Here is a 24,829-nt window from a genome sequence, read left to right on the forward strand (position 1 = left end):
CCCTCCGCTTCGCTCCGGGCAATGGAGGGCCTCGCTGCGCTCGGCTTCGCCGAGCCAGAGTCGGCCCTTCGGGCCGGTGTCCTGCGCTTCGCTGCGGACTAGTTCGGGATTCTGCTTCGCTTCATCCCGAACGGCCTGCTTCGCAGGCCTGGGTGACCCCGTTTCACGGGGTCCGGGCCTTCGGCCCGTTGGGCGGGTCCGCTTCGCTCCCCCACCAGGTCCTTCCGGCTTCGCCTCCAGGACCAGCCCGCTTCGCGGGCGCTGGCAGCAGTGACAGGGGGGTCGCGGTCGGCTTCTGGCTTGCAGAGCTCTCGGGGCTCTGCAAGGGATGATCTCCGGGGGCCCCGCTGCACAGGCTCCCGGCTGTGGTGCATAGGCTGTGGCCACCGCGGCGGGGGGACTGTAGCGCAGAGGTAGACGCGCCCTCTTGTCAGGAGGGGATGACGCCGGTTCGAATCCGGCCTGTACCCCCCGCCGTGCGTATTCCAGGCTGCCAGTTCAGGCCTCACCGAGGAGCAGGACGCACACGCTTGTCGGCCGGCCAAGAGTCGCCTTCTCGTCTTCCAACAGCGTCACGACATCCTGAAGGACATCAAGCGCGGCCCGAACGTCCCCGTGCGGCTGGTTCACCCAGCACTCCCCCCGCAGGACGATAGCCACACGCGTCTCCTCCAATCGGTACACGCCCTCCCAGAGCGAGTCGGAGAAGGCGTCCCAGCTCCGCCCTGACGTCGGCGGATCTGTTGGCACCACACTGGCGAAGGCCTGGATGATCGCGGTCTTCTCCGTCGCTCCACCGGTTTCCACCTCGAAAACCCGCACCCCGGAGTCAGCCCATGCACTTAGCGACAGCCTCGCATCGGCTGCCGTCATGTCATGGATCCCGGCCGCGAACTCCATACAACCCTCTGTTTCTATCTGATGCAGCATGTACTGTTGGTGAAAAGAGGCTACACGTTCCAGGGGCTTGGAAGCGGGTGTACAGATGCCTGTCTACGAATATCATCCGGATGAATTGGCGCAGATTTCTGTGGTCAGGCGGGCCACCGGGCTGACTCTGAACGAGGTGGAGGAACGGCGCCGGGCTGCCCAAGACCGCGAAGACCGGGCGCGCGCTGCACCCCCCGAGCCGCGGAAGCCGACCGAGCTGGACATCGCCTCGTGTCAGAGGCTCGAATGGACCCGCATCGGACGCCTCATGACGGAGCAGCGGATGGCCGCGTACTCCCCGGATGAGGACCGTCGAGTCGCCCGCCGGGAAGAGCAGCGCGCGCAGCGGATGGCTGCTGAGACTGCCTGGAGCGAACAGTCCGATGGCGGGCAGCCGGTGGAAGTGCTGCAGCACCGCGTCTACCGCATCACCGCACGGCCGGCCACCGCCCCCACGGGGGAAGAAGCCTTGGTCCGCCACGTCTTCGCGGCCTCCGCCGGTGCGGCCGTCGAGCACGCGCGGCGCATGTTCGGCCGGCCCGGCAGCATCTACCAGGACAGCGAGTACCGGATTATCTCCGTCGAGCAGGTCCTTCCCGAACCAGGGGAATTCTTTTGATCCAGCTCCGAGAACACCAGGTGGACCAGAAATCCACGTTCCGCAAATGGGTCGGATTCCCTGCAAGATCGGCAGTGCCCTCGCAGGGGGCCCGGGGCACCATCGTGTCAGCAACCGGATCGGGCAAGACGATCACGGCCGCCGCGAGCGCGCTGGAGTGCTTCCCCGGCGGCCGGATCCTCGTCACCGTCCCCACCCTGGACCTGCTCGCGCAGACCGCCCAGGCATGGCGCCTGGTGGGCCACCGGGCCCCGATGGTCGCGGTGTGCTCGCTGGAGAACGACCCCGTCTTGCACGAGCTCGGGGTCCGCACCACCACCAACCCGGTCCAGCTGGCGCTGTGGGCCGGGTCCGGGCCGATCGTCGTATTCGCCACGTACGCCTCCCTCGTGGACCGCGACGACATCGACGCACCCGAGGGCCAGAGAAAGGTCCGCGGGCCCCTGGAGGCCGCGCTGGCCGGCGGGGAGCGGCTCTACGGGCAGCAGATGGCGGGCTTCGACCTGGCGATCGTCGACGAGGCCCACGGCACCGCCGGCGACCTCGGCCGGCCGTGGGCGGCGATCCACGACAACGCCAGGATCCCGGCGGACTTCCGGCTCTACCTGACCGCGACCCCGCGCATCCTCGCCGCGGCCCGGCCGCAGAAGGGAGCCAGGGGCCAGGAGGCGGAGATCGCGAGCATGGCCGATGACCCGGACGGCACGTACGGCGCGTGGCTCGCGGAGCTAGGGCTGTCCGAGGCGATCGAGCGGGGGATCCTCGCCGGGTTCGAGATCGACGTCCTGGAGATCCGCGACCCCTCCCCCATCCTCGGGGAATCCGAGGAGGCCCAGCGGGGCCGGCGCCTGGCCCTGCTGCAGACCGCCCTCCTGGAACACGCCGCCGCGTACAACCTCCGTACAGTCATGACCTTCCACCAGAAGGTCGAGGAAGCCGCCGCCTTCGCGGAAAAGCTGCCGCAGACGGCCGCCGAGCTGTACGCCACCGACGCCTCCGACGCCGATCTGGCGGCCGCGGCCAAGCTGCCGAAGTCCTCCATCGACGCGGAGTTCTACGAGCTGGAGGTCGGCCGCCACGTCCCGCCGGACCGGATCTGGTCGGCCTGGCTGTGCGGAGACCACCTCGTCACCGAGCGGCGCGAGATCCTGCGGCAGTTCGCCAACGGCATCGACGCCAACAACCGGCGCGTACACCGGGCCTTCCTCGCCTCCGTACGCGTCCTCGGCGAAGGCGTCGACATCACCGGCGAACGCGGCGTCGAAGCCATCTGCTTCGCCGACACCCGCGGCTCCCAAGTCGAAATCGTCCAGAACATCGGCCGCGCACTCCGGCTCAACAAGGACGGCTCCACGAAGATCGCCCGGATCATCGTGCCCATCTTCCTGGAACCCGGCGAAGACCCGACCGACATGATCGCCAGCGCCAGCTACAAGCCCCTCGTGGCCGTCCTCCAGGGCCTGCGCTCTCATGACGAGCGCCTCGTCGAACAGCTCGCCTCCCGGGCCCTCACCCACGGCCAGCGCAAGATCCACCTCCGGCGCGACGAGGACGGGCAGATCGTGGGAGCCGGCGGCAAGGGTGACGGCGAGGACCAGGAGGACGGCGCCGACGTCGCGGCCGAGTCGGCGCTGCTGCACTTCTCCTCGCCCCGGGATGCCGCCACGATCGCCGCGTTCCTGCGCACCCGCGTCTACCGGCCCGAATCCCTGGTCTGGCTGGAGGGCTACCAGGCCCTGATCCGGTGGCGGGCCGAGAACGAGATCACCGGCGTCTACGCCGTCCCGTACGACACCGAGGTTGAGGTCGGCGTCACCAAGGGCTTCCCGCTCGGACGGTGGGTGCACCAGCAGCGCAAAGCCCTGCGCACCGGAGAACTCGAGGACCGGCGCAAGACCCTGCTGGACGCCCCAGAGGCCGGCATGGTGTGGGAACCCGGCGAGGAGGCGTGGGAGGCCAAGCTCGCCGTGCTCCGCTCATACCGGAAGGCCACCGGGCATCTTGCGCCCCGGCAGGACGCCAGGTGGGGCGAGGACGACGCGATGATGCCCATCGGACAGCACATGGCCAACCTCCGCAGGAAAGGCGTCAAGAACGGGCTCGGGAAGAACGAGGCCACCGCCACGACCCGGGCCGCGCAACTCGCCGCGATCGACAAGGACTGGAACTGCCCCTGGCCACTCGACTGGCAGCGGCAGTACCGCGTCTTGGCCGACCTGGTCGACGCCGACGGACAGCTGCCCGACATCGCCCCCGGCGTCCTCATGGACGGCGACGACATCGGACACTGGCTCCAACAACAGAAACAGCCAGCCACCTGGACGCGGCTCCTGCCCGAACAGCAAGAGCGGCTGACCGCACTGGGCGTGGAACCCGCCCAGGCGCCGCCTCCGGCCCCCGCGGCCGGACGCACGGCCAAGGGGCCGAGCAAGGCGCAACAGGCATTCCAGCGGGGCCTGGCAGCCCTCACACAGTGGGTCGAGCGGGAAGGCGCGGACCGGCCCGTACCCCGCACACACGGCGAAGAGATCACAGTCGACGGCGAGGCGGAACCGGTGACCGTGAAACTGGGCGTATGGATCTCCAACACCAAAACCCGACGCGACAAACTCACCCAGGAGCAGCTCGCCGCCCTCGCGCAGCTGGGCGTGGACTGGGCGTGAGCCATCACCAGCGTTGAGCTGGGAGCAGCGAAGTGAAGCCCCCGGGGCGCCGCGGCCCCGGGCTGCGGTGCTGCGGTGCTGCGGTGCTGCGGTGCTGCAGTGCATGCGAAGACTCCTGCGGTCCATCGGCCAGACGAAGCTCTGCACACCCATCCGACAAGAACTCGGCGATGGTGTGCAGCGCGCTGGGCACCTCACACCTTCCGGATTTATCTGAACGGACCGTTGCGATCCGCATTCACTGGGTGATCTACTGCACTTTCCACACGTAGTTGGGGGGCGTCGTGCGAATAGGAACGTGCATCGCTGCTGCGGTTGTGGCCGCTCGGCGACGCAGCAGGAGCGCCGGTGACGCTACCTGCTGATGGGGGGCGCCGGAGTCGGCGCGGCTTCCTCTACCAGGACGCGGTAACCCTGCTGGACTGTCTTGACATGCTGGATGGCCACTGGACGGAAATTTCCTGGGAGGATTTGGAAGACATCCTCTGCTATCAGGGGGACGTGCCTTTCTACCGTCAGGTGAAGACGGTAGAAGGTCCCGGAAAGCGCCACAGCATCGCCGACGTCTGCCGTCCCGACATGTCCAAGAAGGAAGGGAACAGAACAGCGGCGTCGAGCTACCTAGGCAAGCTGTTCATGGGAAAGCCGCTCCCCGAGGGCACGCGGTTCGCCCTCATCGTCAACGAGACGCCCTTCGCGGACCTGTACCCCTTCGCGTGCGAGCGCGGCGGCAAGCGTGAGCCAGTGAGTAGGGCGACCCACACCAAAGTCGTCGGGAAGCTCGCGGGGCTGAGTCTGCGCGACGGTCGGGACGTCGGATGGTGCGTCGACCGCCTGGATGTCCTCATCACCGCCCGAACAACGGAGCACGTCGAAAGTGAGGCACACCGGCGCTTGGTCCCGCTGATCAAGGACTACCTTGAGCAGGAACCTCTGGTGACTGAGGTCGACGAGGTACTGAGCGGTCTGGCTCAGTACATCGCGCGAAGCGCAGCCGAGCTGCGCCCGCGAAGTCACACCGCTGAGGACTTCCGAGCCATCCTGAACGGCTGTATCCGCAAGGTCACCGGCTTGCGCAGTGACGGCTCCACCGAGCGCCTGATGACCCTCCAACAGAAGCTCCGTCCCGCCGGCGTACTTGAGGCCGAAGCCGAGCGCCAGCATGAGGCGATGCTCGCCTTCCGCCAGGCCCAGCGCAGCACCGTAGGACTTGGCCGTCAACGCCTCGCCGCCTTCGCAGACAAGGTCTACGCCATCTGTCAGCTGACTTCGGCCCGTAGACGTGGCGGCTCCCTCGCAACTGGTCAGCTGGCATACGCAGCCATCCTGGAGGCGATCGTCCAGCTTCCCGAGGTGCAGTCCGGGGAAGTGGACTTCAGCCAGGCCGTGGCGGTGCTGAGCGACATCACTGCACGCTGCCAGAACAGGTACGAAGATGTCTCATAAGATCGGCAGGCAGGCCGTGCCGCCCGTCCACAGGGCCTGGGACCCCGACGACTCAGTCGACTTCCACGCCTCTAGGCTGCTGCTCCTCATCCACCTGTGCGGAGAAAGCCCCGGTCCCTACATCGCGGGGCGGACGAAGTTCGCGAAGCTCGACTTCTTTCTGCGCTACCCGGGGTTCCTCGAGCGAGCCCACGCTGCCCTGCCAGGGATGAATGACCGGCAGGGCAGGTACGTCGCCTCGGACGCTGCTGAGATCGAGGCGCCGATGGTGCGCTACCGGTACGGTCCTTGGGACCACCGGTACCGACAGTTTCTTTCTTTCCTTTCCGCACGCGGTCTGGTCTCCATCACCGTGTCCTACACCCCCGAGCGTGTGAAGCTCACCGCGGCTGGCAAGGCCGCAGCAGCACGCTTCGCGGCGATGGATCAATTCGAGCCCCTGGTACGCCGCTGTGAAGCCATGCAGGGCAACCTGGCGTCGATGTCGGGCACCGATCTGAAAGAACTCATCTACGACCTGTTCCCCGACGAGGTCGGCAAAGCGACGTTCCATCAGGAGATCCGACCATGAGTGAGCCCCGTACCTCCGAGCGCGGCCTGCGGATCGAGAAGGTCTCCCTGGTCCATCACAGCGGCGAACTGGACGAGTACGCCTTCGAGTCGGGCAAACTCAACATCCTCACCGGTGTCCGGAACAGCTCGAAAACCACGACCCTCAACGTGATCGACTACTGCCTGGGCGACCGGGGAAGCCCAGCCGACGCCCTCAAGGCCGCCGTAGCCAGTGAGCACGTCGAGGTCAGTACGGATCTCCGGGTCGACGGTCGGCCGTACAGACTCACGAGGTACTTCACCCATGGGCGTATGGGCAAGATCGGCATCAACGGCGACGAGATCGCGGCGGCCGACTTCTCCGACTGGATCCTGAACGAACTGGGCTGGCCCAACCTGCTCATCCCCAAGGGCCTCCACCCGACCTCAGCCACCGAGCAAACCCCTTTGTCCTTCCGCAACACCTTGCGGCACTTCTACCGAAACGAGGACTCCTGGACCAGCTTCGCCGACAAGGAGCAGCCGTTCACACGGCGGGCTGTCGTCAGCCAGCTCCTGGGCTTCGCCCGGGTTCGGACTGCTCAAGCGAACAGGGACTTCGATCTCGCCCGAGCGAAACGGCGCCTCAACGAAGCGGAGGCCGTCGACCGAGAGGTTCGCGAAAGCACGCTCCAAGCTGTCACAGCAATCTCCCAGAACCTGGGCCTTCCCCTCGTCCGCTCCGCTGATGAGGTTGCCCGCGCGCGGATCGAACTCCGCCACGCACTCGATGCCGTGTACGAGCGCCGTCGGCTCCTGACGGACGAGATTCGGGGCCTCACCGACGGGAACCCCCCGGCCGGCTCCCCTGCCGGGTACGACCCCTCGCTGACGGACATGTACAGCGACATCACCAACCGCCTCCGTCAAGCGACCGAGGAGGTAGCCAATCTCGGACATCTCCTGGAGGAGCACCAGCGTTCGGCTCGGACGGTCACCGCGGAGATAAGCCGCATGGAGCGCCTGGCGACCTCCATCGAGGTGTTCGATACGCTCCCGGTCCGGCTGTGCCCAGCGTGCGAGCAGAACGTCGACCCGCACCGCGACCACGACGAGGATGCCTGCTATCTCTGCTTCCAGCCCGTGGACGACGACAAGCGTCAACGCAGAGCACAGGTGGAGATCAGGTCCCTGAAGTCAGAGCTGGACGATCTCGATGACGTCATCGCGCGCTCCCGGGCCGACCTGGAGTCCGCGCGAACCCTTCAGCAGCACTTGCACGTGCAGCAGGCTCAGCTGGCCCAAGAACTCAACCAGCGCCGCGCGGCGGAGCTCGCTCCCTTCATGGCTACGTTGGAAGGTCTCGCCGCGCAGATCGCTCAGCTGGAACACAAGCTGACCGCCTTCCCCGCGATGGAAGAGATCTTCCAACGGCGTACCGATGCGCATCGCAGCGTGCTCTCCGCGCAGCAGATGGTCGAGCGGATCGAGAAGGAACAGGCAAACTCAACGACATCGGGCCTGAGCCCCATGGACCGCTGCTCCATCTTCGCCGATCGCATGAACGGCTTTCTCGACCGTTACAGGGAAACGCTGTGGGTGGCCGGACAAGTCTCGATCAGAGACACCGACCTCACCTTCTACGTCGGCTCGAAGCCGTGGGATCAAGGTCTGGGCGCAGAGGCGAAGGTTCTCTTCTTCCTGGCCTACAGCTACGCCACCCTCTTCCTCGAGTCGGATCTTGACGAGGAATGTGCCTTCCCCGGCCTGCTCCTGCTCGACAACCCCTACCAACAAGGCATCGCCGGCAGCGTGGTTCACCAGGCCCTCACAGAGCTGGCCGAAGCGGCCCACGCCACCGGGACACAGGTCATCAGCACCCAGACGGTGCGGCCACCGAGTGCCCGGCACATCCTCGAGATCCCGATGCTGCAGGTCTACGACACGCCGTAGAGGAGGTGTCAGCCTCATCGGGCCGTCCCCGGCCGGGGCCACGCCGCTCATGGACGCGCACGGTACCCCGCTGAGCCTCGGATCGTTGCCTCAAGGGTCGTAACGTTCAGAGGCGCGTACCCGTCCACGATCTCCCTAGCGCGGTCCACGACGAGGGGCCACCGGATCCGTTCACGAGCCATACCGGTACATGTACCCCTGCGGCGCCGCCGGCCCTGGACACGGGACAGACCTCTTCGTCCGGCTATCGCGGACAAAGACACCTCATGTAGTTAAGCCGTCAAGCCGCCGCCCCATCGCCCCCGCAGAACCTCGGCCCAGTCGCCGGCTTCGGGACCCGGATCTTCCCACTGTGGTACCGGGTTGGGAGCCGTCTCGATCAGGTGAACGAGCGTCCAGGCGACGCCGTAGCAGTCGTCGGGACCGAAGCAGGTGGCCAGGGCAGTCGCCTCTTCGGAGGTGACAGGACGGGAGATCGTCCTTAGCTGGCGTTCACGCCGGTCGATCTCTTCCTCGCTCGCGTCCCAGTCGGGAAGCGGTCCGTCGGCAACGAACGTCTGTACTTCGGGTCTCATGGCCGAATGATCGTCTCCCCTGCCGCCCGTGGACAAGCTGCCCCGTTCTGCTTCACGCAGTGGCTGTTCCTGCTGGCTGGGGCTCTGCAGGAAAGGACGACGTCGCGCTCGTCGACGGCACCGGCAATGGCAGGGCACGGGACGTCACAAGCAGCACAAGCCGCGCCGCGAGAACAGCGTCCGGCCGTCCACGGAGTGGTTCGGCACCGCGTTCCCCTCCGTCCTGGGGATGGTGCACCTGGACGTCCGCCAGTCCGGCAACGGCATCCTGATCACCTCCTCCCCCGCCGAGATCGACGGCGCCCGTTTGAAATGAAGTGGCGTCACTGGTGCCCTGTTGCTTGGATGCCCGGCGTGACTTCTACTGATTTTGACGATCATCCTGAGCGGGCACTGCTGGACCAGCTCGAGGAGTACTACGACGCGGTCCCGCGCCACGGCGCCCGAGTTGAGGACCACGGGCCGCTGATCCTGTTCGTGCGGGAGGGCCAGGGCTGGCCGTTCTACGCACGTCCCGCACGGGGATGGACCGGACCTCTGGAGGCCACCGACGTGCAGAAGGTCCGTGCCCGCCAGCGGGAGCTGGGGATCCCGGAGAGTTTCGAATGGGTCGCGGAGACCACGCCCACGCTGCGGGCAGCAGTGGAGGAGTCGGGACTCGTGGTCCACGAACATCCGCTGATGGTGCTCGATCCCGGTACTCCCGCAACTCCATTGGAGGAGTTGTCCGGCAACATATCCGTGCGAATCGTAGGCGCGGACGATCCGATACTGCCCAGCGCCCTGGCCGTTCCTCACCTCGCCTTCGCCGAGCCTGGAACCCACGTCGGTCACGCGGGAGCACCACAACTGGCGGAAGCGATCGACGCCCGGGTCGCCGACGGATCGGTGGAACGCACGATCGTGCGTATCCGGGCAGGTCTGACGGCGGTCGCCGCAGCTGTCGAGCATGGATCAGCGCTGTCCGCAGGCCAGCACCAACCACTCACAGGAGTCAGCGAGATCGTCGGCGTCGGAACACTCCCCGCAGCTCGCCGTCGCGGTCTCGCACTCGCGGTCACCGAGGCACTGGTGGCCGACGCCCGATCGCGGGGTGCGGCAACCGTCTTCCTGTCGGCAAGTGACGACGACGTTGCGCGGGTCTACGCCCGACTCGGCTTCCGCAAGATCGGTACGGCGCTGATCGCCGAACCCGCCGAATAAGTCGGCTCCGTCCACTTCGCAGTGGCGTTACTTCTCACCGACGTTTTCGGGCTCTGTTATCGACAAGTGGTGTCCGAACTCGGATACAGACGGTGCCCGTTTTCACCTACGAAGCCACCGGGGAGAACCTCCTGCGGATCGTGCCGCTGCTCAACCCGGACTCCCCGCCCGGGGACGAGGTAGATGACTGTCTGCCGTGCCCCGGCTGCTACCGGCCCGTCTACGACAGCTCCTCCTCGCACACCCGCATCGGCGCCACCCCGTTCCCTCTGGCCGGGCTGTGCAGGCTGTGCGCCGACGGGACCACACTCCGCTCGCTACGCCAGACCGACGGCGTCCCCGTCGACCCGGAGCAGCTCGTCGTCCTGGAGACCGTGGCCCCCGCGATGGCGTAATCGGCCCCTGGGCAAGCCTCTGTCACGGATGGCTTGCCCAGGGTCGCCTCAGGCTTGCCCGGCCGCCGGCCAGCGGGCGGGCCAGGCCGGTGCCGTCGCAGTGGAAGCACCGGCCGCCGCCGGGCGTGCTGGGGGCGCCGATGGTGCCGACGGCCTGACGCAGGAGCTGGGTGAGGCCGTGAACGTGGGCCGGGTGCAGCGTGAGTTCGTCACGAGCGCCCACCACGATTTCCAGCGTCTCCCCGGAGAGAGCCTGCCTGTCGTCCGATTCTCGGGCGGGGACCACATGCACCGTGCAGTGATGCGCGGCCTTGCCGGCATCCGTCCCCGCCCAGAGCTCGGGCACCCGAGCCTCCCTCGTCGATCGGTTGACTGGTCCCTGCAGACGACCACGCCGACGTGTCCTTGTGAAGCGATCTTGGTTCGCTCATCCCAATGAGTGGCCGTGTCGTCGCGGGGCACTGGGCGGCAATCAGTCAATGCCACAACCACGGCATGAGCGCGCTAAAGCCACACCCAGGCCCCTGGGTCTCCCGATCGTACGAAGGACCGGAATCAACCCGCCAACACGGTAAGGAGCGTCGTAGTTGGCCAGCCTGGCCAACCGGCTACTCAGCCGCGAGTCATCAGCCAGGTGGTCCGGTGCACATCGTGGGGCCGCCGCAGCGGCCCCGGGGAGGATCCGGCCGGGTTTTGGCGGTAGATCCGCGATCTTCATACCGGTTCGGTGACTGGGGCTGTATTGCTACGTCAGGGGTTTCCGTTCCCGATCTGCCAGTCCTCTCTGATGACCAGGTTTCCCGCTTCGGCCGGTTCGCCGCTGATCCGATCGGCAACCCGGCCCCCACGCCGCGCCCCGTGCCGCTCACTGCTTCGTCAGAAGCAGCCCGGGAAGCGCGATGACCGGAGCCGCCCGGTTGCCGTCGACGATGTGCACCTGGGTCGCGGGTCCGCCCGGGATGCACGCGAGCGCGCCCTCGCGGTGTAGCCACAGCTGAACCGAAGTCGACATCTGCGGGTAGTCGAAGACCCATCTGCCCTGCTCCGTGCACGTCCCGACCCGCAGGGTGTACTCACCACCGTCCCCGTGCTCCATCTGCTCGGCCAGGGTCAGAGACGCAGTGTCGTTCGAGGCGGTCCACACTCCCGGATAGTCCGTGTAGGGCCCGGAGTAGGAGCCGCAGACCGACGCCACCAGCACGACGACGGCGATTGCAACTGCGGCGCGGGGCGGCTGGACCGACAGCCTCGTCGGGCTGCCGGCGCACAGGACAGTGGCCGCACTTGAGGCGGCCATCGCGACGGCGCACCAGACGACCCAGGGCCCCGAGCCCGCCCTGACCAGCATGACCAGGAGTGCGAGCGCGAGGATCCACGAGGCGGCTGCCCGCCAGACGGCAGTGGTGTTCCGGGCATTGCACAGCGTCAGCACCACGACCACGATCGGCAGGACCGCCAGGGTCATGGCGAGGAGCATTGCGCACACCAAGACGAGAGTCCCCTCGAATTCCGGCATCAGCCTGGTGGTGTCCGCCAGAGCGAACGTTCCCACCAGCCCCGCGACCTCCACCGCGAGCGCCGACCACAGCACGACGGCGAGCCAGCGGCCCGTCGTTTCTTCCCCCACCAAAGCCCCCAGGATTTGAGCACGTTCAATTAGTGGGGTGCATGGTACTGGACCCTGCCATCCCGTCAGGGAGCGGGTGCACGGAGCCGGACCTGCCCACCGCACGGAGCAGTGGCACCGCGCCAGACAGCGGCGGCAGCGGTCTGCAGGACCGACGGGTCGACGATGTCGGTGGTGACGCCAGCGAGGAGGAGGCCGAGGAACGCTTCGACGCCTGGCTGGTGCCACGTGTCCGCAGCAAGCCCCATGACCCCGCCCCGGCAGGTCCGTCCCGCGCGGTCCTCGAGCGCCGGCTGCGGGCGGCCGAGGCCCAGGCTGAACAGCTGCGCACCCAGCTGGCACAGCATGCCGAAGATCTGGGTGACTGACGCTGCCCTCTGCCGGACCGGCACTGCCAGGACGTGCGCCTGTCCAGAGCAGACTGGACCACGACCAGATCCAAGAACGGTGCGGGATCGGCGCACCGGCGCATGCCGGGCGCGAGTCTATGCGGCCCGGGTGGTGGGCCGGCCGAAGACGTCGTCGAAGCAGTGTGCTCGGTCGGTGCGGATGAGGCGGTAGGAGCCGGTACCGGGTTGGAGGGCGTGGTCGGTGTAGTGAAGGACTTCGACTGGTGTCAGGACCTTCATGTCGCCGAGGACGTAGTAGAGCGGGGTGGGCGCGTGGGCGGCAGTGTACTGGAGCCCGGCGGTGAGGGTGTCGTTGGCGATGGCGTAGCGGTGGGTGTGGGTGCTGGGCAGACGGTGTTTGGCGTCGAAGGCGCGTGACCTGTCGGGGGCGTGCGCGGGAGCGTAGGGGCGCACAGGGAAGCGGATGCGCCCGCTCCACAAGTTTTTCCAAGATGTTCTGAACGTTCGCGGGGCCGGTTCGCTTGGCTGGTGAGAAGGAGCCGCCTCATGGTGGCTGCCCCGGCTGCCGGAGTGGGGGAGGCAGGCCTGGATCAACCGTCGCAAGATCACTTGGAAGGACTTCCTGCGCCGTGTGGCCCGCTTGCGGGCGCTGCCGGGCCCGGCATCCTGGAAGGGGGCAGGAGGCGCCCATGAGTTCCCGCTCGCGGATCCGTTACGGCCTTGCCGCAGCTCTTCTCGCTCTGGCGGGCTTGCTGGTCCCGCCGTCCGCCGCGGCGTCGACCGCTCCGCCCCCTTCGCCCCGCCCTTACGTCTACGTCAGCGGCAGACCGTACGGCGTCGCACTGTCTCCGGACGGCGGCCTCGCGTACGTCGCCACCGGGTGGCTCGGCCCGCTGAGGGTGATCGATACGCACACGCTGCAGCGAACCGCCCGCATCTACCTCGGTTCGGCGCAGGACGTCGCGCTCAGCCCGGACGGGCTCCGGGCCTACGTCACCAGCCCCGGGACGGTCTATTCCTCGGTGAACGTGGTCAACACGGTCACGAACACGGAGATCGGCTACGTCGGTGTCGGCGACGGTCCGCTCGGCCTGGCGGTCACCCCCGACGGCCGCCGCCTCTACGTCGCAAACTCCTTCTCCGACTCCGTGTCCGTGATCGACACGGCGAGCGAGAAGGCCGTCGGCAAGATCGAGGTCGGCAGCACCCCGGCCGACGTGGTGGTCTCCCCCGACGGCCGCCGGGCGTACGTCACCAACTCCGGCTACGGGACCCCCACTTCCCTGTCCGTGATCGACACGGCCACGGACAAGGTCATCGGCTGGCCCGGCCGCCTCGGCAACTTCGCGTACGGCCTCGCGGTGACACCCGACGGACGACGGCTCTACGTCACGGACCTGCAGGGCACCGTGTCCGTCATCGACACGGCGACCGGCAAGGTGATCGGCGCGCCCATCCCCGTCGGCCAGCGCCCGATGGACGTCGTGGTGAGCCCCGACGGCCACCGGGCCTACGTCACCAACCAGGGCTCGAACAGCGTGTCCGTGATCGACACGAGCACGAACAAGGTGACCGGCACCCTCGACGTCCAAGGGCCGACCCGTATCGCGCTGACGCCGGACGGCCGCCACGCCTGGATCACGCAGAACTGCTGCGGGACGGTGTGGGTGATCGACTTCTGAGCGGACGGCCCGCTCAGGGCATTCGACCCGCTACCCTGCGCGCTCAGTCTCAGCTGTGACTGATTCCCAATCATGCTTGTCAAGGGCACCGGGAACGTGGGCTGCACCCGGCACTCCCCCCAGCGCGGGTGACACCCTGAACGGATGAACGAGACATCCGCTGCTCGGGCGACCGCCCGCTGGCCGCTGGCCGCGGCTGGGGAGACCGACTGGCTGCGGGAGCTGGCCGACGATGACGGGCTCACCGGCTTTATGCCGCCGGCACTGCCCGACGCCGCCTGGGTGCTCCACTCCATGTACGAACACGAACTCGGGCCGACCGACATGTCCTATGTCGCCTATCAACGAGCCGTGCTGAATGGCGGCGGGCCCGAGATCATCCCGGGCCTCGATCCCGCGGACGTGTTCGGGGGGACGCCGGGTGAGCCCCGCGGCCCCCGTTGGCGCCGGCTGCGCTGGGCGGAGCTCTCGCGGCGGACCGGTGATCCCGTGGCGCCCGAGGGGCGGCTGCCCTGCTACCGCTCCTTCCCTTCGCTCCGGGAGCCGAGCGGCTGGCCTGTCGGCATCGACGGGCCGTCCGAGGGCAGCCTGGACCGGACCGACTGGAACCGCCTAGTCGACATCCTCATCGGGCACAGCCCGCAGGGTGCCGAGACCCGCTGCCTGGCCTACTACAACCCGCTGTTGCAGAGGGCCGAGGACTTCGACAATTTGCACGTCCGGGCCGGCACGCTCGCGGATGCCAAGGCGTTGTACGACCACCCAGAGGAGGACGGTTGGACCCCGTCCAACCTCTGGTCCCAGGACCGGTCCTGGGTCCTCTGCACGGACTACGACCTGTGGGCCACCAAAGTGGCGGGCCCTGCCCCGCTCGTCGAGGCACTCCTGAACGACACGGAAATCGAGGCCCTCCGACTGCCCTGGGCCCTCTGATCCCTACCGCCCAACCTGGGAACGACCAGGTGCGGCCAAGAGGCCACATGAAGCGCAAAGTCACAAGAGCGCTATGCCGAGGTGAGATCGGGTTGGGGCGGCTCGGTGGTGAAGGTGCGGTGGTCGCGGATGAGAGCATAGGACGTCGAGACGGCGGCGGGCCAAAGCGAGGATCGCCTGCTTGTGGCTCTTGCCCTCGCCTCTCTTACGGTCGTAGAAGGCCTTCGAGGTGGGGCAGAAACGGGCGGCGATCTGGGCGGAGAGGTAGAAGACGCGCAGGAGTCGGCGGTGGTAGCGGTGTGGTCGGCGCATGTTGCCGCTGATGCGACCGGAGTCCCGTGGGACCGGAGCGAGACCGGCGACGCCGAGCGAGACGGTCCGCGCTGCCGAAGGCGTCCATGTCGCCGCCGGTGCAGGCGATGAACTCCGCCCCCGGCAACGGGCCCATACCGGGCATGCTGAGGACCACTTCGGCGTGGCGGTGTTCTCGGAAACGGACCGCGATCTGCGCGTCGATGGCAGCGATCTCTTCGTCCAGAGCCAGCACGGACCGGGCCAGGGCGTTGACCACGGCGGCGGCTGTGCTCTCCCCTGCCACGGCGGTGTGCTGGGCCTGCGCCGCGGCGACGGCTGCATCGGCCATGGCCTGGGCGTCACGGACTTTGCGGTTCTTCAGCCAGGTCGTGAGGCGGCTCGGGCCGAGCCGGCGCAGGCCGGCTGGGGTCTGGTAGCCGGTCAGCAGAATCAGTGCGGCTTTGGACGCGGCGTAGTCGAAGGCCCGTTCCAGGGCGGGGAAGTACTCCAGGAGCTGGGCCCGCATCCGGTTGATGGCGCGAGTGCGGCTGACTCGTAGTACCGATTCCGAGCACCTACTTGGCCAAATGGGCCAACTATCGTGCACGGTCACATGACCACCCCCGACACCCCCGTCAGACCCCAGCCCGTCACCTGGGCCCCGAGCCAGACCGGACCCTGCGCCCGCTGCCACGCTCCCACCTGCCGTTACGGCGTTGGGGCGTCGCCGCTCTTCCCGGCGTGCAAGGCCGCGCGGCAGGCGCAGGACGGGGGCTGAGCAGTGTCCGAACTCCCGCCCGACCTGCCGCGCCTGCGCACCGTAGCGGGCGGCGGGCGGCGGGCGGCGGGCGGCGGGCGGCGGGCGGCGGGCGATGGCCGCGCAGCAACCAAGCTCCGCGGCCCCGTCCAGGAGCCCAGCTGGACCTGAGCGTACGGCCGCTGACACGACCCGGCGGCCCAGCTGCACCACCGCACACAAAAGCTCCAAGGTCTTGATCCACTCCTGCCACCACGGCCCCGGCCATCGCATAGTGGTCGGCATGGGAGATCAACAAAACGACGACCCCGGAACGCTGCCAGAGGACAGTCGCCGGCAGGTCGTGGTGAACGTCGGCGGCGAAATGGACATCGACCGGGCCCCCATGCTCCGCGCCGCCCTGCACGCCGCCATCACCCAGGAGGGCGGGTCGGCCGAAATCGTCGTGGACCTCACCGAACTGTCGTTCTGCGACTCCGCCGGCCTCAACGCCTTCATCAGCGCCCGGCGCACCGCGGGTGAGTACGGCCGCCGCATCAGCCTGCGCAATCCCCAACCCCAGTTCCGGCGCCTGCTCGCCCTCACCGGAGCCGAAGACCTCTTCCCCATCACCCACACCTGACCCCACCGCCCCCGGCCGCCCCGGGCGGGCGAAAAGGGGTGTGCACGATGTACCTCACCTGGGCAGCCCACACGGCGGGCAGCCCGGACACGTGCGTGGCACCGTGACAGAGCGAGGTCCACGCACCGGTGGGCCCGGCCGGACGAAAGCCACGCCGGCCTGGCCCCGCCACGCACACCCCGCCCATCCGAAGGCGAGAGGTCCGGCCGGGTGAGCCCCCGCCACCCACGGCCCCGCGCACGGCGGCCGGCCCTCGCACGGAGCAGACTTCCCGCACCCCGACGACTCCTCACGGATGGAGATCTCCCGTGCTCGAACGCAAGCGGCAGGGCAACCGGACCGAAGTCACCTTCGTCCTCCCCGAAGACACCCCCGAAGGACCGGTCAGCGTCGTCGGAGACTTCAACCACTGGAACCCCGCCACCCACCCCCTCGCCTCCCGCGGCGACGGCACCCGCGCCGCCAGCGTCGCCCTCCCCGCACACACCAGCCACTCCTTCCGCTACCTCGCAGCCGGCGATTACTGGTTCGACGACCCAGACGCCGACCACCACGACGGCACCAACAGCCACCTCCACACCTGACCCGGTCAGGGAAGTTCACCGGCGCCGGAGAAGGCGAAGGGGGCCGGCACCCCCCGAGCGCCACCGCCGCACCCCGCCACCCACTCCGCACAGCGACAAGCTCCGCCCGCACATCCACCCCCGGCCCCTCCCCGGCAGCCGCGCATGCCCGTGCCGGCGCCCGCCGCCGCTCCTGAGTGGCGGGAGAGGCCTGGGCACATCTCCGGAACCGGCCTGACCAGCACATCAGCGGCCCCGGCCGCTGCCCCTCAGGCATCGGGAACGTCCCCCCACCCACGCCCCACCCGGCGGGACTATTCTCTTCGCTGCCTGTCCATGCCAAGACGCCCAGCAGTGGCAGGCAAAGGGGCTGACCCGGGCGGCCGGCAGGGGTGGACGCGGGAGACGTCCAGCTCGTCGCATACAGGATGAAAGCGGGGGAAAGTGCACGATATGGACGATGCGCCGCCGCCTCGGCTACTGGCGGAACCGCTCGGAGCGGGCCTCAGCTGCGCGCAGGCCCGGGAAACCGCCCGCGCCGTCCTTGACGGCCTGGACCTGCCCGCCCCGGGCGTGGACGACGTGCTGACCGTAGTGACGGAAATGATCTCCAACGCCGACCGCCACGCAGGCGGCGCCACCGCCCTCCAGATCACCGCCTGGACCGGAATCGTCACCGTCGAGGTCCGCGACCGCTCCACCATCCCGCCACAGACCAAGCCCTGGGCCCCGGATACCCCCGGCGGGTTCGGCTGGCGACTGGTCAACCAGCTCGCCACCACCGACGTCCGCATCCACCACGACGGCAAAACCGTCACCGCCACGCTCAACGCCGCCCAGACCAGCCGGCCCTGATCTCACCGGCGCTCAGCCGATCTTCCCCGGGACCACTGCGCTCACGCCGCCCCCACCCCGCACCGCGCACCCAAGCCCACGCCCACTGCTGCGCGGCGGAGCCAGCCGGCCCGGTGGCGAGGGCAGGCGGTCATCGGGGGTGGCGGTGCCGGCCGTGCTTGTGGTCTTCGCCGGTCGTAAGCAGCACGAGGGCCAGACCAAGCGGCAGCAGAAACAGCAGCAACAAAGTCATGCCACCGCATGTGCCCACCTGAAAGCAGCCGACACAGGAACCTCCAGGCGCCCGCAGGGCATGCCGAGGAACCAGCCATCCAGGAGCCCACCCGGCATGCACCGAGCGCACGGGCGCGGGACCGGATCCAGCCTGACCCACGCCGCGTCAGACCTCAGGCCACGCCGCTCTGGCGCACCTCGAAAAGAGGGAGCGCCCCGGTCAGCTCGAGCAGGCGGTGCAGCTGGGCCGGCAGCGGCCCCGCCAAAGCCAGCGGGCGGATACGGCGCAGGCGGATCAGGGTGTTCAGGAACGAGGAGTCGGCGAAGGCCACGCCTTTCACGTCGAGCACCAGCAGCTGCGCGCCGGCCGTCTCGCGTTCACAGGCTTCGTGCAGCAGGCCGACCGTGTCCTGATCGAACTCTCCCGAGCAGGCCACCACAGACACGCCGTCCGCCTCGGCACGAACGGTCACCCTCGGCGACTCCATCCAACCCTCCGGTCCCGCTCTTCACCGACCCAAACCATCCCCACCTGCACCGTACGGGGAAGCCCACCGAAACGACAGCAAACCCGCAGCCAAGCTGCGGCATCCTGGAAACCGACGCCAGGCCGCGGCACCGGCGGGGTAGGAAGCAGAGAGGGCCGGCGGCGACGGCACCCGGGCCGCCAGCGTCGCTCTCCCCGCACACACCTTCCACTACCTCGCCGCCGGCGACTACCAATTCGACGACACAGACGCCGACCACCACGACGGCAGCAACAGCCGCCTCCAAACCGCCCTGCCCTGCTGGATGAGGTCGGGCGCAGGCACTGGCCCCGGATCTTCTTCCTCAGTGGCGAGGAAGAGCCTGGGGCGGAGCTTCTTCCGGGCCCAACGACTCATTCCATACGTGGTTCGAACGGGAGCCATCGACGCGGTCCTCACCCGCTACGGCGAGACCACCTTCCACTCCCGTCTGGAAGCCGCGGGTGAGGGCACCGGTGAGCAGGAAGACGCCGACCTGGATCCAGCCGAGCGGGCCGAGGCGGCAAGTGGTCCTCGTGGCGATTGGCTGGGGGCTACTCCTGGCCGGCGCAGGGGTCGCAGCAGGAGGGGGCCGGTTCGACGCAGACGCTGACGGTGTCGGTGTTGTTGGTGGTGTCGGGGTCCTTTTCGTTGCCGGTGGCGGTGGCGGTGTTGCCGATCAGGCCGGCTTTGGTGGCCTTGGCTCGCAGCACGAGGGTGGCTGTGGCGCCGTCGGCCAGGTCTCCCACGGTCCACTGCCCGGTGGCCGGGGCGTAGCTTCCGGGGCCTTCGGCGGAGAGGAAGGTGAGGCCGTCGGGGAGCCGGTCGGTGGCGGTGACGCCGGTGGCGTCGTTGGGGCCGGTGTTGTGGACGGTGATGCGGTAGGTCACCGTCTGGCCGACGGTGACGGTGGTGGCGTCGGCTGCCTTCGCCACGCTCAGGTCGGCGGCCGGCTTGACCTGTGTGACCTGCTCGTTGGAGGTGGACGTCAGGGGCTCCGGCGTGTCACCGAGCCGGTTGTCGTAGGAGGCGGTTGCGGTGTTGCGGATCTGCTTGCCGGCGCTAGCCCGGTCGATGACGGCCCGGTACTCCACCGTGGTACCTGCCGGCAGGGTCTCGGTGCTGGGCAGGCTGCCCCCTTCCACGGCGGAAGCACCGTTGCCGAGATGGAAGACGACCTTGTCCGCCTGGACGTCGTAGTACGCCTGGTCGTCTCCTTGCGCGTCGCTCTTCGCTCCGGCGTTCGGGCCGTCGACGATGCGCAGGGAGCCGGGCAGGTACGTCGTGCCCTGCGGGATCACGTCGCTCACGATGAGGTTCTCGGCCCCGCCCCCGCCTTCGTTCTTCGCGGTAATGCGGTAAGTGACGACGTCGCCCACCTCCAGCGGCCCCGCGGGAATGGCGGTCTTGGCGAGTACCACGTTGGGAGCGGTGCCGAAGAAGATGCCGTCCAGGAAGTTGCCGACGCTCCGGTTGCCTCCGGCAGCCGAGATGGAACGGAAGGCGAAGCGCGTCAGCGTCTGGCCTGCCGGGACGGTGTAGGTGCCGGTGTAGTAGCCCCAGGCGGTGTTGCCGTCGGTGAAGCGCCTCTGCTCCACCGCGGAGCCCGGCGCGCCGATGTCCAGTGCCATGGTGTCGTCCCCCTGGCGGCCGCGGTGGTACAGCCGCCAGTACAGCTTCGTACCGGGGGTGGTCGGCAGGTCCTGGTAGAGCGTGGAGACCTCGTTGGCGTTGAGCTCGGCGAACTGGGCACCGTCGGCCGCCGGTACACCGTTGAAGCCCGAATGCCACAGCTCGATCTTGCGGTCGGAGGCAGTGGTGAGCCAGCCCGGGACCCGCTTGGCCGCCTGCGTCTGTGAGGCGTCCGGCAGGATTTCCACATCGGTCACGGCAGGCTGTTCGAAGCTGCCGTTGGCCAGGGCGACGCGGAGCGGAGCAGCGGGAGGTGTGGTCATGGTTCTTTCCCCTCGGGACGCTTCTGGAATGCGCCGCCGGCCGGCTGCACAGTGCGTGCCGTGGCGGAGCCGAACATCCCGTAGCGCACCGCATTCGACCGAACACGTAAAGTGACAGACGGAAGGGTTTGGCCAATCCCGCGAAGTACGTTTGCGGAATCCGCCCGCGGGACCACTCCCCCGACACCGTCATGGATGAGGCCAAGGCCACCGCAGCCACCACGCACGCCTCCCGCCCCTCTCCCGCCCGCCCCGTCATGACCGAAAGTCCCCGTTGCACCTTTGCAGCCATCCCCGACAAGAGTGAATCCGCCACCCTCGAAGTTGACGCACCCGATGCAGCGGCGCGGCCAAGCAGGAACGGCGCAGCAACCGGGGCTAAAGGTGGTAGTCGGCGTGAGAATGGCCTGACCAATCGTCACTCGCGTCAGCGGCAGGTACACGCCGACTGTCAATGTTCTCGATGCCCCCGCCTACAGGGCGTCCATCAACGAGTGAGCAACAACAAGCCGCCCGAGCCCGCCTCCCCCTGCCCCGCCCGCCCGCCCACACGGCACCACACCCGGGCGCCTCCAACACCCAGTGAAGTTGGGTACCGGGCTCCGCGACACATCCCGAAACACGAGACCCCATAGGGTTAAATCCAGCATTAGCAGCCTGGTCAGCAGCGTCCTCACCGGCCTGGCCTCGGCCTCGGCCTCGGCTAACGAAGACGCAACCCACGACGGCAGAAATGGCCGGTACCTCCACAACACCGGCCATCCCCCTATCTGCCGCACTCGATCGCTCCGTAAGACAACGTCGGCGAGGTCGTCTGCGAGACCCGTGCCTACAGCACCCCGAGGATCATCCCCCGGCCGCAGCCTGCGACGTCGGCTCCGGCTGCGGCTTGGTCAGGAAATCGCGGACTGCACTGCCGGCTACCAGGCCGCGAGGCGGGATTCGTCCGTTGAGCCGTGAGACGGCCTCCAGCACGTTGATCAACGCCCTACCGCACGTCGGGTTATGCACCCCAACAACCACCCGGTCCTCCCATCGACGCACCCGGCGGTCGATTCCGCTGCGACTCAACAAGTTCGTTGCGGGCGGCGGCCCCGGCGCCGGCTCCGAGAACACCCCGCCCAGCCCCGCAACCCCCTCTGACCGCGCCGGAATCCGGTCAGCCGGCTGCGGCGGGCGGCCCCTGCCCGAACCGGGGAACATCCTCCACACCCACGTCCAGGCGCAGCCGTTTGAAGCGGAGCGGGTGGCGCCATACGCCGCCCCGGTCGGTCGAGCGGTCGGCGCTGATTTCGGCCACCAGGTCGGGGCGGACCAGGCGCACGTCCAGGACGTCGCGGCTCCCCCAGATCGCGGCGAACGTGACGCCCTCCCAGGGGTGTCCGGGGTCGGCGGCCGTCAGGTGTTCGGCGACCAGGCGGGCCGCCTGCGTGCGCAGCGGGACGGTGCGGCCGACCGCGTGCAGCCGGCCGTCTGGGTCGTGGCGGCCGAGGAGGAGGAGCTGCGGGCGGGTGAGGGTGCCGGTGATGGCGCCGATGATCGCTTCGGTGGTGTCGCGTCGTCTGACCTTGGTCCACGCTCCCCTGTGACCTGGGATGTAGCGGCTGGTCTGGGGTTTGACCACAAGGCCTTCGACGCCGGACACGTCCGTCCATGAGTCGAGCCATTCTCGGGCCTTGGCCGGGTCCGTGGTCATCGGACACAGGGTCCAGGGGGCCGTCAGGGCGTGGTCGGTGAACAGGGTCTCCAGGCGGGCGCGGCGCTCCACGTAGGGCAGGTGCAGAAGCTCGCGGCCGTCGATCTGCAAGACGTCGAACGCCACGAAATGGGCCGGCTGCTTCGCGGCCAGCGCGGGAGCGCTGCGGGCGCGGGCGGCAGCGCGGCGCTGCAACCCCTCGAACGACAGGGCGCCGGCCTTGCTGTCCCACACGAGGAGTTCGCCGTCGAGGACCAGGCCGTGCGGCAACTGCGCCTCGGCAGCCGCGACGAGATCGGGGAACGCGCCCTGAATGAGGGCGCCGCGGCGGGTCTGGAGCAGCACCCGACCGCCCGGGGCGGCCGGGGTGAACACCAGCGCCCGGTACCCGTCGAACTTCTGCTCATACGCCACCCCCGAACCGAGCGGACGCACCGGCGGCATCACCTCGGCGGCCTGCGCCAACATCGGCTCCACCGGCGGGCGCAACATCACCTGGCCTCCCTCCTCGCCGCGGGTCGGGTAATGCACCCCCAACAACCACACCCCTCTTCCAGGGTCGGCCAGGCCGGCCCGCTTCGGCCCGGCGACGCGGCGGCCGCATCCACCATCCGAGGGGCCCGGCGGGGCCGGCAGCACCGGTGCCGGGGCAGGCTGCGGCACGGTGACGGCATGCGCCGCTGGCCCCTGCTCCTCGCCGCGCTGCTCGCGGCCTCCGGATGCGTCACCGTCCACCCCGCCCCCACCCGGCCCGCCAAAGCCTCCCCCGCCGCAATCCCGGCGGACCACAAGCAGCCCGCCGCCCCCGGCCGGACACAGTGCCGGGGCTGCCTCTCTCCCGTCTGCCCGAGCCGTCCACGGCCCCTGAGGACGACCATTCGCCTGCCCCCGCCGGCCGCGCACCGGCCGCCCGCAAGGCATCCGACGAGAGCCGGCACGCCCGGCCCACACCCCGGCGCAAGGCCGCCCCGCCGAGGCACGCCGTGAAACCCAAGCCCACGAAAGCCAAGGCCCGGCCGGCGCGGCCAAGCCGTACACCCGCCACCCGGCACGAACGGCGCCGGGTGCCGGGACAGGCGACATGGCGGCCCTGTGCCGCGCCGCGCACGACGTGACCAGCACCGCCATCACCGCCGCCAGCGAGGTGATCAGCCTCAACAGGACCCCTGGTCGGCGGCGCGAGTGGCCGCTGAGCGCCCTGGGTCACCAGACCTACGGCCGGTGACCTGCACAGACTCGCGCAAAAAATCGAACATGCGATCTAATGGGAGGGGCGTCCTCCGCATCCCCAGGAGCACACGATGACCACCCCCGAACGCCCGCCAGACCGCAGCCCGTCACCTGGGCACCGAGCCAGACCGGCCCCTGTGCCCGGTGCCACGCGCCCACATGCCGTTACGGGATTGGGGCCAGCCCCGTTTGTCTGTCGGCCCGCGTGTCCACGGGACCGGCGCTGGCGGGTCTAGCCTGCCTCGGCGGGGGTACGGCCCTTCGCCTCGTGGCGGGCACGGGTCTCGCGGACAATCTTCCAGAGCGTCACCGGGAGGAGCAGGGTCAGAGCGGCGAAGACGACGGCCGGGTGGTCGCCCCCTGCGGCGAGAGCGCCGATCAGCACCGTACCGAGCGCATGGTCGAGGGCATCGAGACCGGGGCCGGTTCGGTGGCCCGGACCGGCCCGGCGCATGCGATGCAGCGCCTTCAGCGCGAAGAAGAGGTTCAGGCTGGCGCAGGCGAGCAGGGCCCAACGAACCGCCATGGGTATGTTCACGGGCGCGACTCTAGGCCACTCGCGCCACCCCAGACGTTCCGGCCCCATGCAACGGCATTGCGGCTGTCTAACGTCCGACGACGTCTAGACAGTCGGCACGACTTTCCGACGGTGGGCGGTGCCTCCCAAAGTCAGGTTCTGGCTCACTTTCCGTAGAGGGCTGACTGACCGTAATGTCATGTGCTCGCGACGCTGGCCGGTATGACCAGCAGGGAGGGGCTGCATTGAGCCAGTACTACGACATGGGTGACCAGACCCTTTGGAACCCGTCCAACGGGGCCTCCCGGCTGTTCATGAGCCAGGTGAGCGTCTACCAAGCCGAACTGGGTCTGCCGTCCGGCATCGGCCCCATGCAGGCTGACGACCCTCTCGTGTTCAAGGAGTTTGTCGACGCCCTGCTCGCGTGGCGCCGGAGAACGAGTCACGCAATCATGGTTGCTCTGTCCGAGGGCTTCGTCGCCACGGTGCCGGTCTTGGCGGAGAGGGCAGGCATCGAGGTGAACTGGCTGCCAGCGGGCGTCGCCGAGGACGGTGGCCTCAAGGATGTTCAGGTGCCGACGGCCCCGGTTTCCTCTGAGGGGGCTTGGGCAGCCGCCCTTAAGACGCCGTTTCTTATGGCGTGATCGTTCGTTGAATCGTGCATGACGGATTTGGTTGAGCGGCTGGTGCCGGATGAGTTGTGGGTGTTGTTCC

At 68.7% G+C, this 24,829-nt stretch carries 27 protein-coding genes and 1 tRNA gene; 17 read left to right on the plus strand and 11 right to left on the minus strand.

Annotation, left to right across the window (positions count from 1 at the left end):
* Positions 1 to 395 precede the first annotated feature (395 nt).
* A tRNA-Asp gene (locus ACIPK4_RS38965) sits at positions 396 to 471 on the plus strand.
* A gap of 27 nt (positions 472 to 498) precedes the next feature.
* Here the strand turns inward: ACIPK4_RS38965 and ACIPK4_RS38970 are convergent.
* Positions 499 to 930 (minus strand): barstar family protein, encoded by a 432-nt coding sequence (locus ACIPK4_RS38970; RefSeq protein ID WP_402322401.1) that lies wholly within the window; start codon positions 928 to 930, stop codon positions 499 to 501.
* A 55-nt stretch (positions 931 to 985) separates the two neighbouring features.
* On the opposite strand from ACIPK4_RS38970, the gene ACIPK4_RS38975 reads away from it, so the two are divergent.
* The 5 genes from ACIPK4_RS38975 (at position 986) to ACIPK4_RS38995 (ending at position 8,142) form a co-directional block, all read left to right on the plus strand.
* Complete coding sequence (locus tag ACIPK4_RS38975) at positions 986 to 1,549, plus strand: hypothetical protein (protein ID WP_402322404.1); 564 nt, start codon at positions 986 to 988, stop codon at positions 1,547 to 1,549.
* On the plus strand, positions 1,546 to 4,212 hold the full coding sequence (locus ACIPK4_RS38980; RefSeq protein ID WP_402322407.1) for a Helicase associated domain protein: 2,667 nt from the start codon (positions 1,546 to 1,548) through the stop codon (positions 4,210 to 4,212). The genes ACIPK4_RS38975 and ACIPK4_RS38980 overlap by 4 nt, the downstream gene beginning before the upstream one ends.
* Positions 4,213 to 4,560: 348 nt before the next feature.
* Complete coding sequence (locus tag ACIPK4_RS38985; protein ID WP_402322410.1) at positions 4,561 to 5,658, plus strand: dsDNA nuclease domain-containing protein; 1,098 nt, start codon at positions 4,561 to 4,563, stop codon at positions 5,656 to 5,658.
* Positions 5,648 to 6,229, plus strand: coding sequence for a hypothetical protein (locus ACIPK4_RS38990; protein WP_402322413.1), 582 nt, complete (start codon positions 5,648 to 5,650; stop codon positions 6,227 to 6,229). The genes ACIPK4_RS38985 and ACIPK4_RS38990 overlap by 11 nt, the downstream gene beginning before the upstream one ends.
* On the plus strand, positions 6,226 to 8,142 hold the full coding sequence (locus ACIPK4_RS38995) for a hypothetical protein (RefSeq protein WP_402322416.1): 1,917 nt from the start codon (positions 6,226 to 6,228) through the stop codon (positions 8,140 to 8,142). The genes ACIPK4_RS38990 and ACIPK4_RS38995 overlap by 4 nt, the downstream gene beginning before the upstream one ends.
* 272 nt (positions 8,143 to 8,414) lie before the next feature.
* Here the strand turns inward: ACIPK4_RS38995 and ACIPK4_RS39000 are convergent, their stop codons facing one another.
* Positions 8,415 to 8,717 (minus strand): hypothetical protein, encoded by a 303-nt coding sequence (locus ACIPK4_RS39000; RefSeq protein WP_402322418.1) that lies wholly within the window; start codon positions 8,715 to 8,717, stop codon positions 8,415 to 8,417.
* A 28-nt stretch (positions 8,718 to 8,745) separates the two neighbouring features.
* Between ACIPK4_RS39000 and ACIPK4_RS39005 the strand changes: the two genes are divergently transcribed.
* The 3 genes from ACIPK4_RS39005 to ACIPK4_RS39015 all read left to right on the plus strand — a co-directional run bounded on the left by ACIPK4_RS39005 (position 8,746) and on the right by ACIPK4_RS39015 (position 10,315).
* A complete protein-coding gene (locus tag ACIPK4_RS39005) occupies positions 8,746 to 9,033 on the plus strand; it encodes a hypothetical protein (protein ID WP_402322421.1) in 288 nt (95 codons plus the stop codon).
* A gap of 29 nt (positions 9,034 to 9,062) precedes the next feature.
* Positions 9,063 to 9,920: a GNAT family N-acetyltransferase gene (locus ACIPK4_RS39010; RefSeq protein WP_054223418.1), complete on the plus strand. Its 858-nt coding sequence runs from the start codon at positions 9,063 to 9,065 to the stop codon at positions 9,918 to 9,920.
* A 92-nt stretch (positions 9,921 to 10,012) separates the two neighbouring features.
* A complete protein-coding gene (locus ACIPK4_RS39015; protein WP_402322424.1) occupies positions 10,013 to 10,315 on the plus strand; it encodes a hypothetical protein in 303 nt (100 codons plus the stop codon).
* Between the two features lie 22 nt (positions 10,316 to 10,337).
* Here ACIPK4_RS39015 and ACIPK4_RS39020 read toward each other — a convergent pair whose 3' ends face one another.
* Positions 10,338 to 10,661, minus strand: a complete 324-nt coding sequence (locus ACIPK4_RS39020; RefSeq protein WP_402322427.1) for a hypothetical protein — start codon at positions 10,659 to 10,661, stop codon at positions 10,338 to 10,340.
* A gap of 519 nt (positions 10,662 to 11,180) precedes the next feature.
* Positions 11,181 to 11,945 (minus strand): hypothetical protein, encoded by a 765-nt coding sequence (locus tag ACIPK4_RS39025; protein WP_402322430.1) that lies wholly within the window; start codon positions 11,943 to 11,945, stop codon positions 11,181 to 11,183.
* Positions 11,946 to 11,983: 38 nt separating this feature from the next.
* Here ACIPK4_RS39025 and ACIPK4_RS39030 point away from each other — a divergent pair, with 38 nt between their 5' ends.
* Positions 11,984 to 12,310 (plus strand): hypothetical protein, encoded by a 327-nt coding sequence (locus ACIPK4_RS39030; protein ID WP_402322433.1) that lies wholly within the window; start codon positions 11,984 to 11,986, stop codon positions 12,308 to 12,310.
* Positions 12,311 to 12,427: 117 nt separating this feature from the next.
* On the opposite strand, the gene ACIPK4_RS39035 is transcribed toward ACIPK4_RS39030, so the two are convergent.
* Positions 12,428 to 12,745: a hypothetical protein gene (locus tag ACIPK4_RS39035; protein ID WP_402322436.1), complete on the minus strand. Its 318-nt coding sequence runs from the start codon at positions 12,743 to 12,745 to the stop codon at positions 12,428 to 12,430.
* Between the two features lie 236 nt (positions 12,746 to 12,981).
* On the opposite strand from ACIPK4_RS39035, the gene ACIPK4_RS39040 reads away from it, so the two are divergent.
* Together ACIPK4_RS39040 and ACIPK4_RS39045 are read left to right on the plus strand one after the other, a co-directional pair.
* Entirely contained in the window at positions 12,982 to 13,974 is a 993-nt protein-coding gene (locus tag ACIPK4_RS39040) for a hypothetical protein (RefSeq protein WP_402322439.1), read from the plus strand.
* Positions 13,975 to 14,118: 144 nt separating this feature from the next.
* Positions 14,119 to 14,907 carry a hypothetical protein gene (locus ACIPK4_RS39045; RefSeq protein WP_402322442.1) on the plus strand — a complete coding sequence of 263 codons (789 nt, stop codon included), beginning with the start codon at positions 14,119 to 14,121 and terminating at the stop codon, positions 14,905 to 14,907.
* 60 nt (positions 14,908 to 14,967) lie between these two features.
* Here the strand turns inward: ACIPK4_RS39045 and ACIPK4_RS39050 are convergent, their stop codons facing one another.
* Entirely contained in the window at positions 14,968 to 15,219 is a 252-nt protein-coding gene (locus ACIPK4_RS39050) for a hypothetical protein (RefSeq protein WP_402322445.1), read from the minus strand.
* The gene (locus ACIPK4_RS39055) at positions 15,113 to 15,727 is read right to left on the minus strand and encodes a hypothetical protein (protein ID WP_402322474.1); all 615 of its coding nucleotides are present in this window, start codon (positions 15,725 to 15,727) and stop codon (positions 15,113 to 15,115) included. Before ACIPK4_RS39055 ends, ACIPK4_RS39050 begins: the two co-directional genes overlap by 107 nt.
* 514 nt (positions 15,728 to 16,241) lie before the next feature.
* Here ACIPK4_RS39055 and ACIPK4_RS39060 point away from each other — a divergent pair.
* The 3 genes from ACIPK4_RS39060 (at position 16,242) to ACIPK4_RS39070 (ending at position 17,998) form a co-directional block, all read left to right on the plus strand.
* Positions 16,242 to 16,580 (plus strand): STAS domain-containing protein, encoded by a 339-nt coding sequence (locus ACIPK4_RS39060; RefSeq protein WP_402322448.1) that lies wholly within the window; start codon positions 16,242 to 16,244, stop codon positions 16,578 to 16,580.
* A gap of 308 nt (positions 16,581 to 16,888) precedes the next feature.
* A complete protein-coding gene (locus tag ACIPK4_RS39065; protein ID WP_402322451.1) occupies positions 16,889 to 17,164 on the plus strand; it encodes an isoamylase early set domain-containing protein in 276 nt (91 codons plus the stop codon).
* Between the two features lie 432 nt (positions 17,165 to 17,596).
* Positions 17,597 to 17,998, plus strand: coding sequence for an ATP-binding protein (locus tag ACIPK4_RS39070; RefSeq protein WP_402322454.1), 402 nt, complete (start codon positions 17,597 to 17,599; stop codon positions 17,996 to 17,998).
* Between the two features lie 386 nt (positions 17,999 to 18,384).
* Here ACIPK4_RS39070 and ACIPK4_RS39075 read toward each other — a convergent pair whose 3' ends face one another.
* The 3 genes from ACIPK4_RS39075 to ACIPK4_RS39085 form a co-directional block, all read right to left on the minus strand.
* Entirely contained in the window at positions 18,385 to 18,684 is a 300-nt protein-coding gene (locus ACIPK4_RS39075; protein WP_402322457.1) for an STAS domain-containing protein, read from the minus strand.
* A 587-nt stretch (positions 18,685 to 19,271) separates the two neighbouring features.
* Positions 19,272 to 20,672 (minus strand): isopeptide-forming domain-containing fimbrial protein, encoded by a 1,401-nt coding sequence (locus ACIPK4_RS39080; protein ID WP_402322460.1) that lies wholly within the window; start codon positions 20,670 to 20,672, stop codon positions 19,272 to 19,274.
* Between the two features lie 1,159 nt (positions 20,673 to 21,831).
* Complete coding sequence (locus tag ACIPK4_RS39085) at positions 21,832 to 22,860, minus strand: RNA ligase family protein (protein ID WP_402322463.1); 1,029 nt, start codon at positions 22,858 to 22,860, stop codon at positions 21,832 to 21,834.
* Between the two features lie 589 nt (positions 22,861 to 23,449).
* Between ACIPK4_RS39085 and ACIPK4_RS39090 the strand changes: the two genes are divergently transcribed.
* The gene (locus ACIPK4_RS39090) at positions 23,450 to 23,593 is read left to right on the plus strand and encodes a hypothetical protein (RefSeq protein WP_402322466.1); all 144 of its coding nucleotides are present in this window, start codon (positions 23,450 to 23,452) and stop codon (positions 23,591 to 23,593) included.
* A 237-nt stretch (positions 23,594 to 23,830) separates the two neighbouring features.
* Here ACIPK4_RS39090 and ACIPK4_RS39095 read toward each other — a convergent pair whose 3' ends face one another.
* Positions 23,831 to 24,136 carry a hypothetical protein gene (locus tag ACIPK4_RS39095; protein WP_402322468.1) on the minus strand — a complete coding sequence of 102 codons (306 nt, stop codon included), beginning with the start codon at positions 24,134 to 24,136 and terminating at the stop codon, positions 23,831 to 23,833.
* A gap of 224 nt (positions 24,137 to 24,360) precedes the next feature.
* On the opposite strand from ACIPK4_RS39095, the gene ACIPK4_RS39100 reads away from it, so the two are divergent.
* The gene (locus tag ACIPK4_RS39100; RefSeq protein WP_402322471.1) at positions 24,361 to 24,759 is read left to right on the plus strand and encodes a DUF6086 family protein; all 399 of its coding nucleotides are present in this window, start codon (positions 24,361 to 24,363) and stop codon (positions 24,757 to 24,759) included.
* The last annotated feature ends 70 nt before the right edge of the window (positions 24,760 to 24,829 follow it).

Origin of the sequence: Streptomyces sp. NPDC086989, from assembly GCF_044745505.1 — a bacterium.
Lineage (GTDB): Bacteria > Actinomycetota > Actinomycetes > Streptomycetales > Streptomycetaceae > Streptomyces.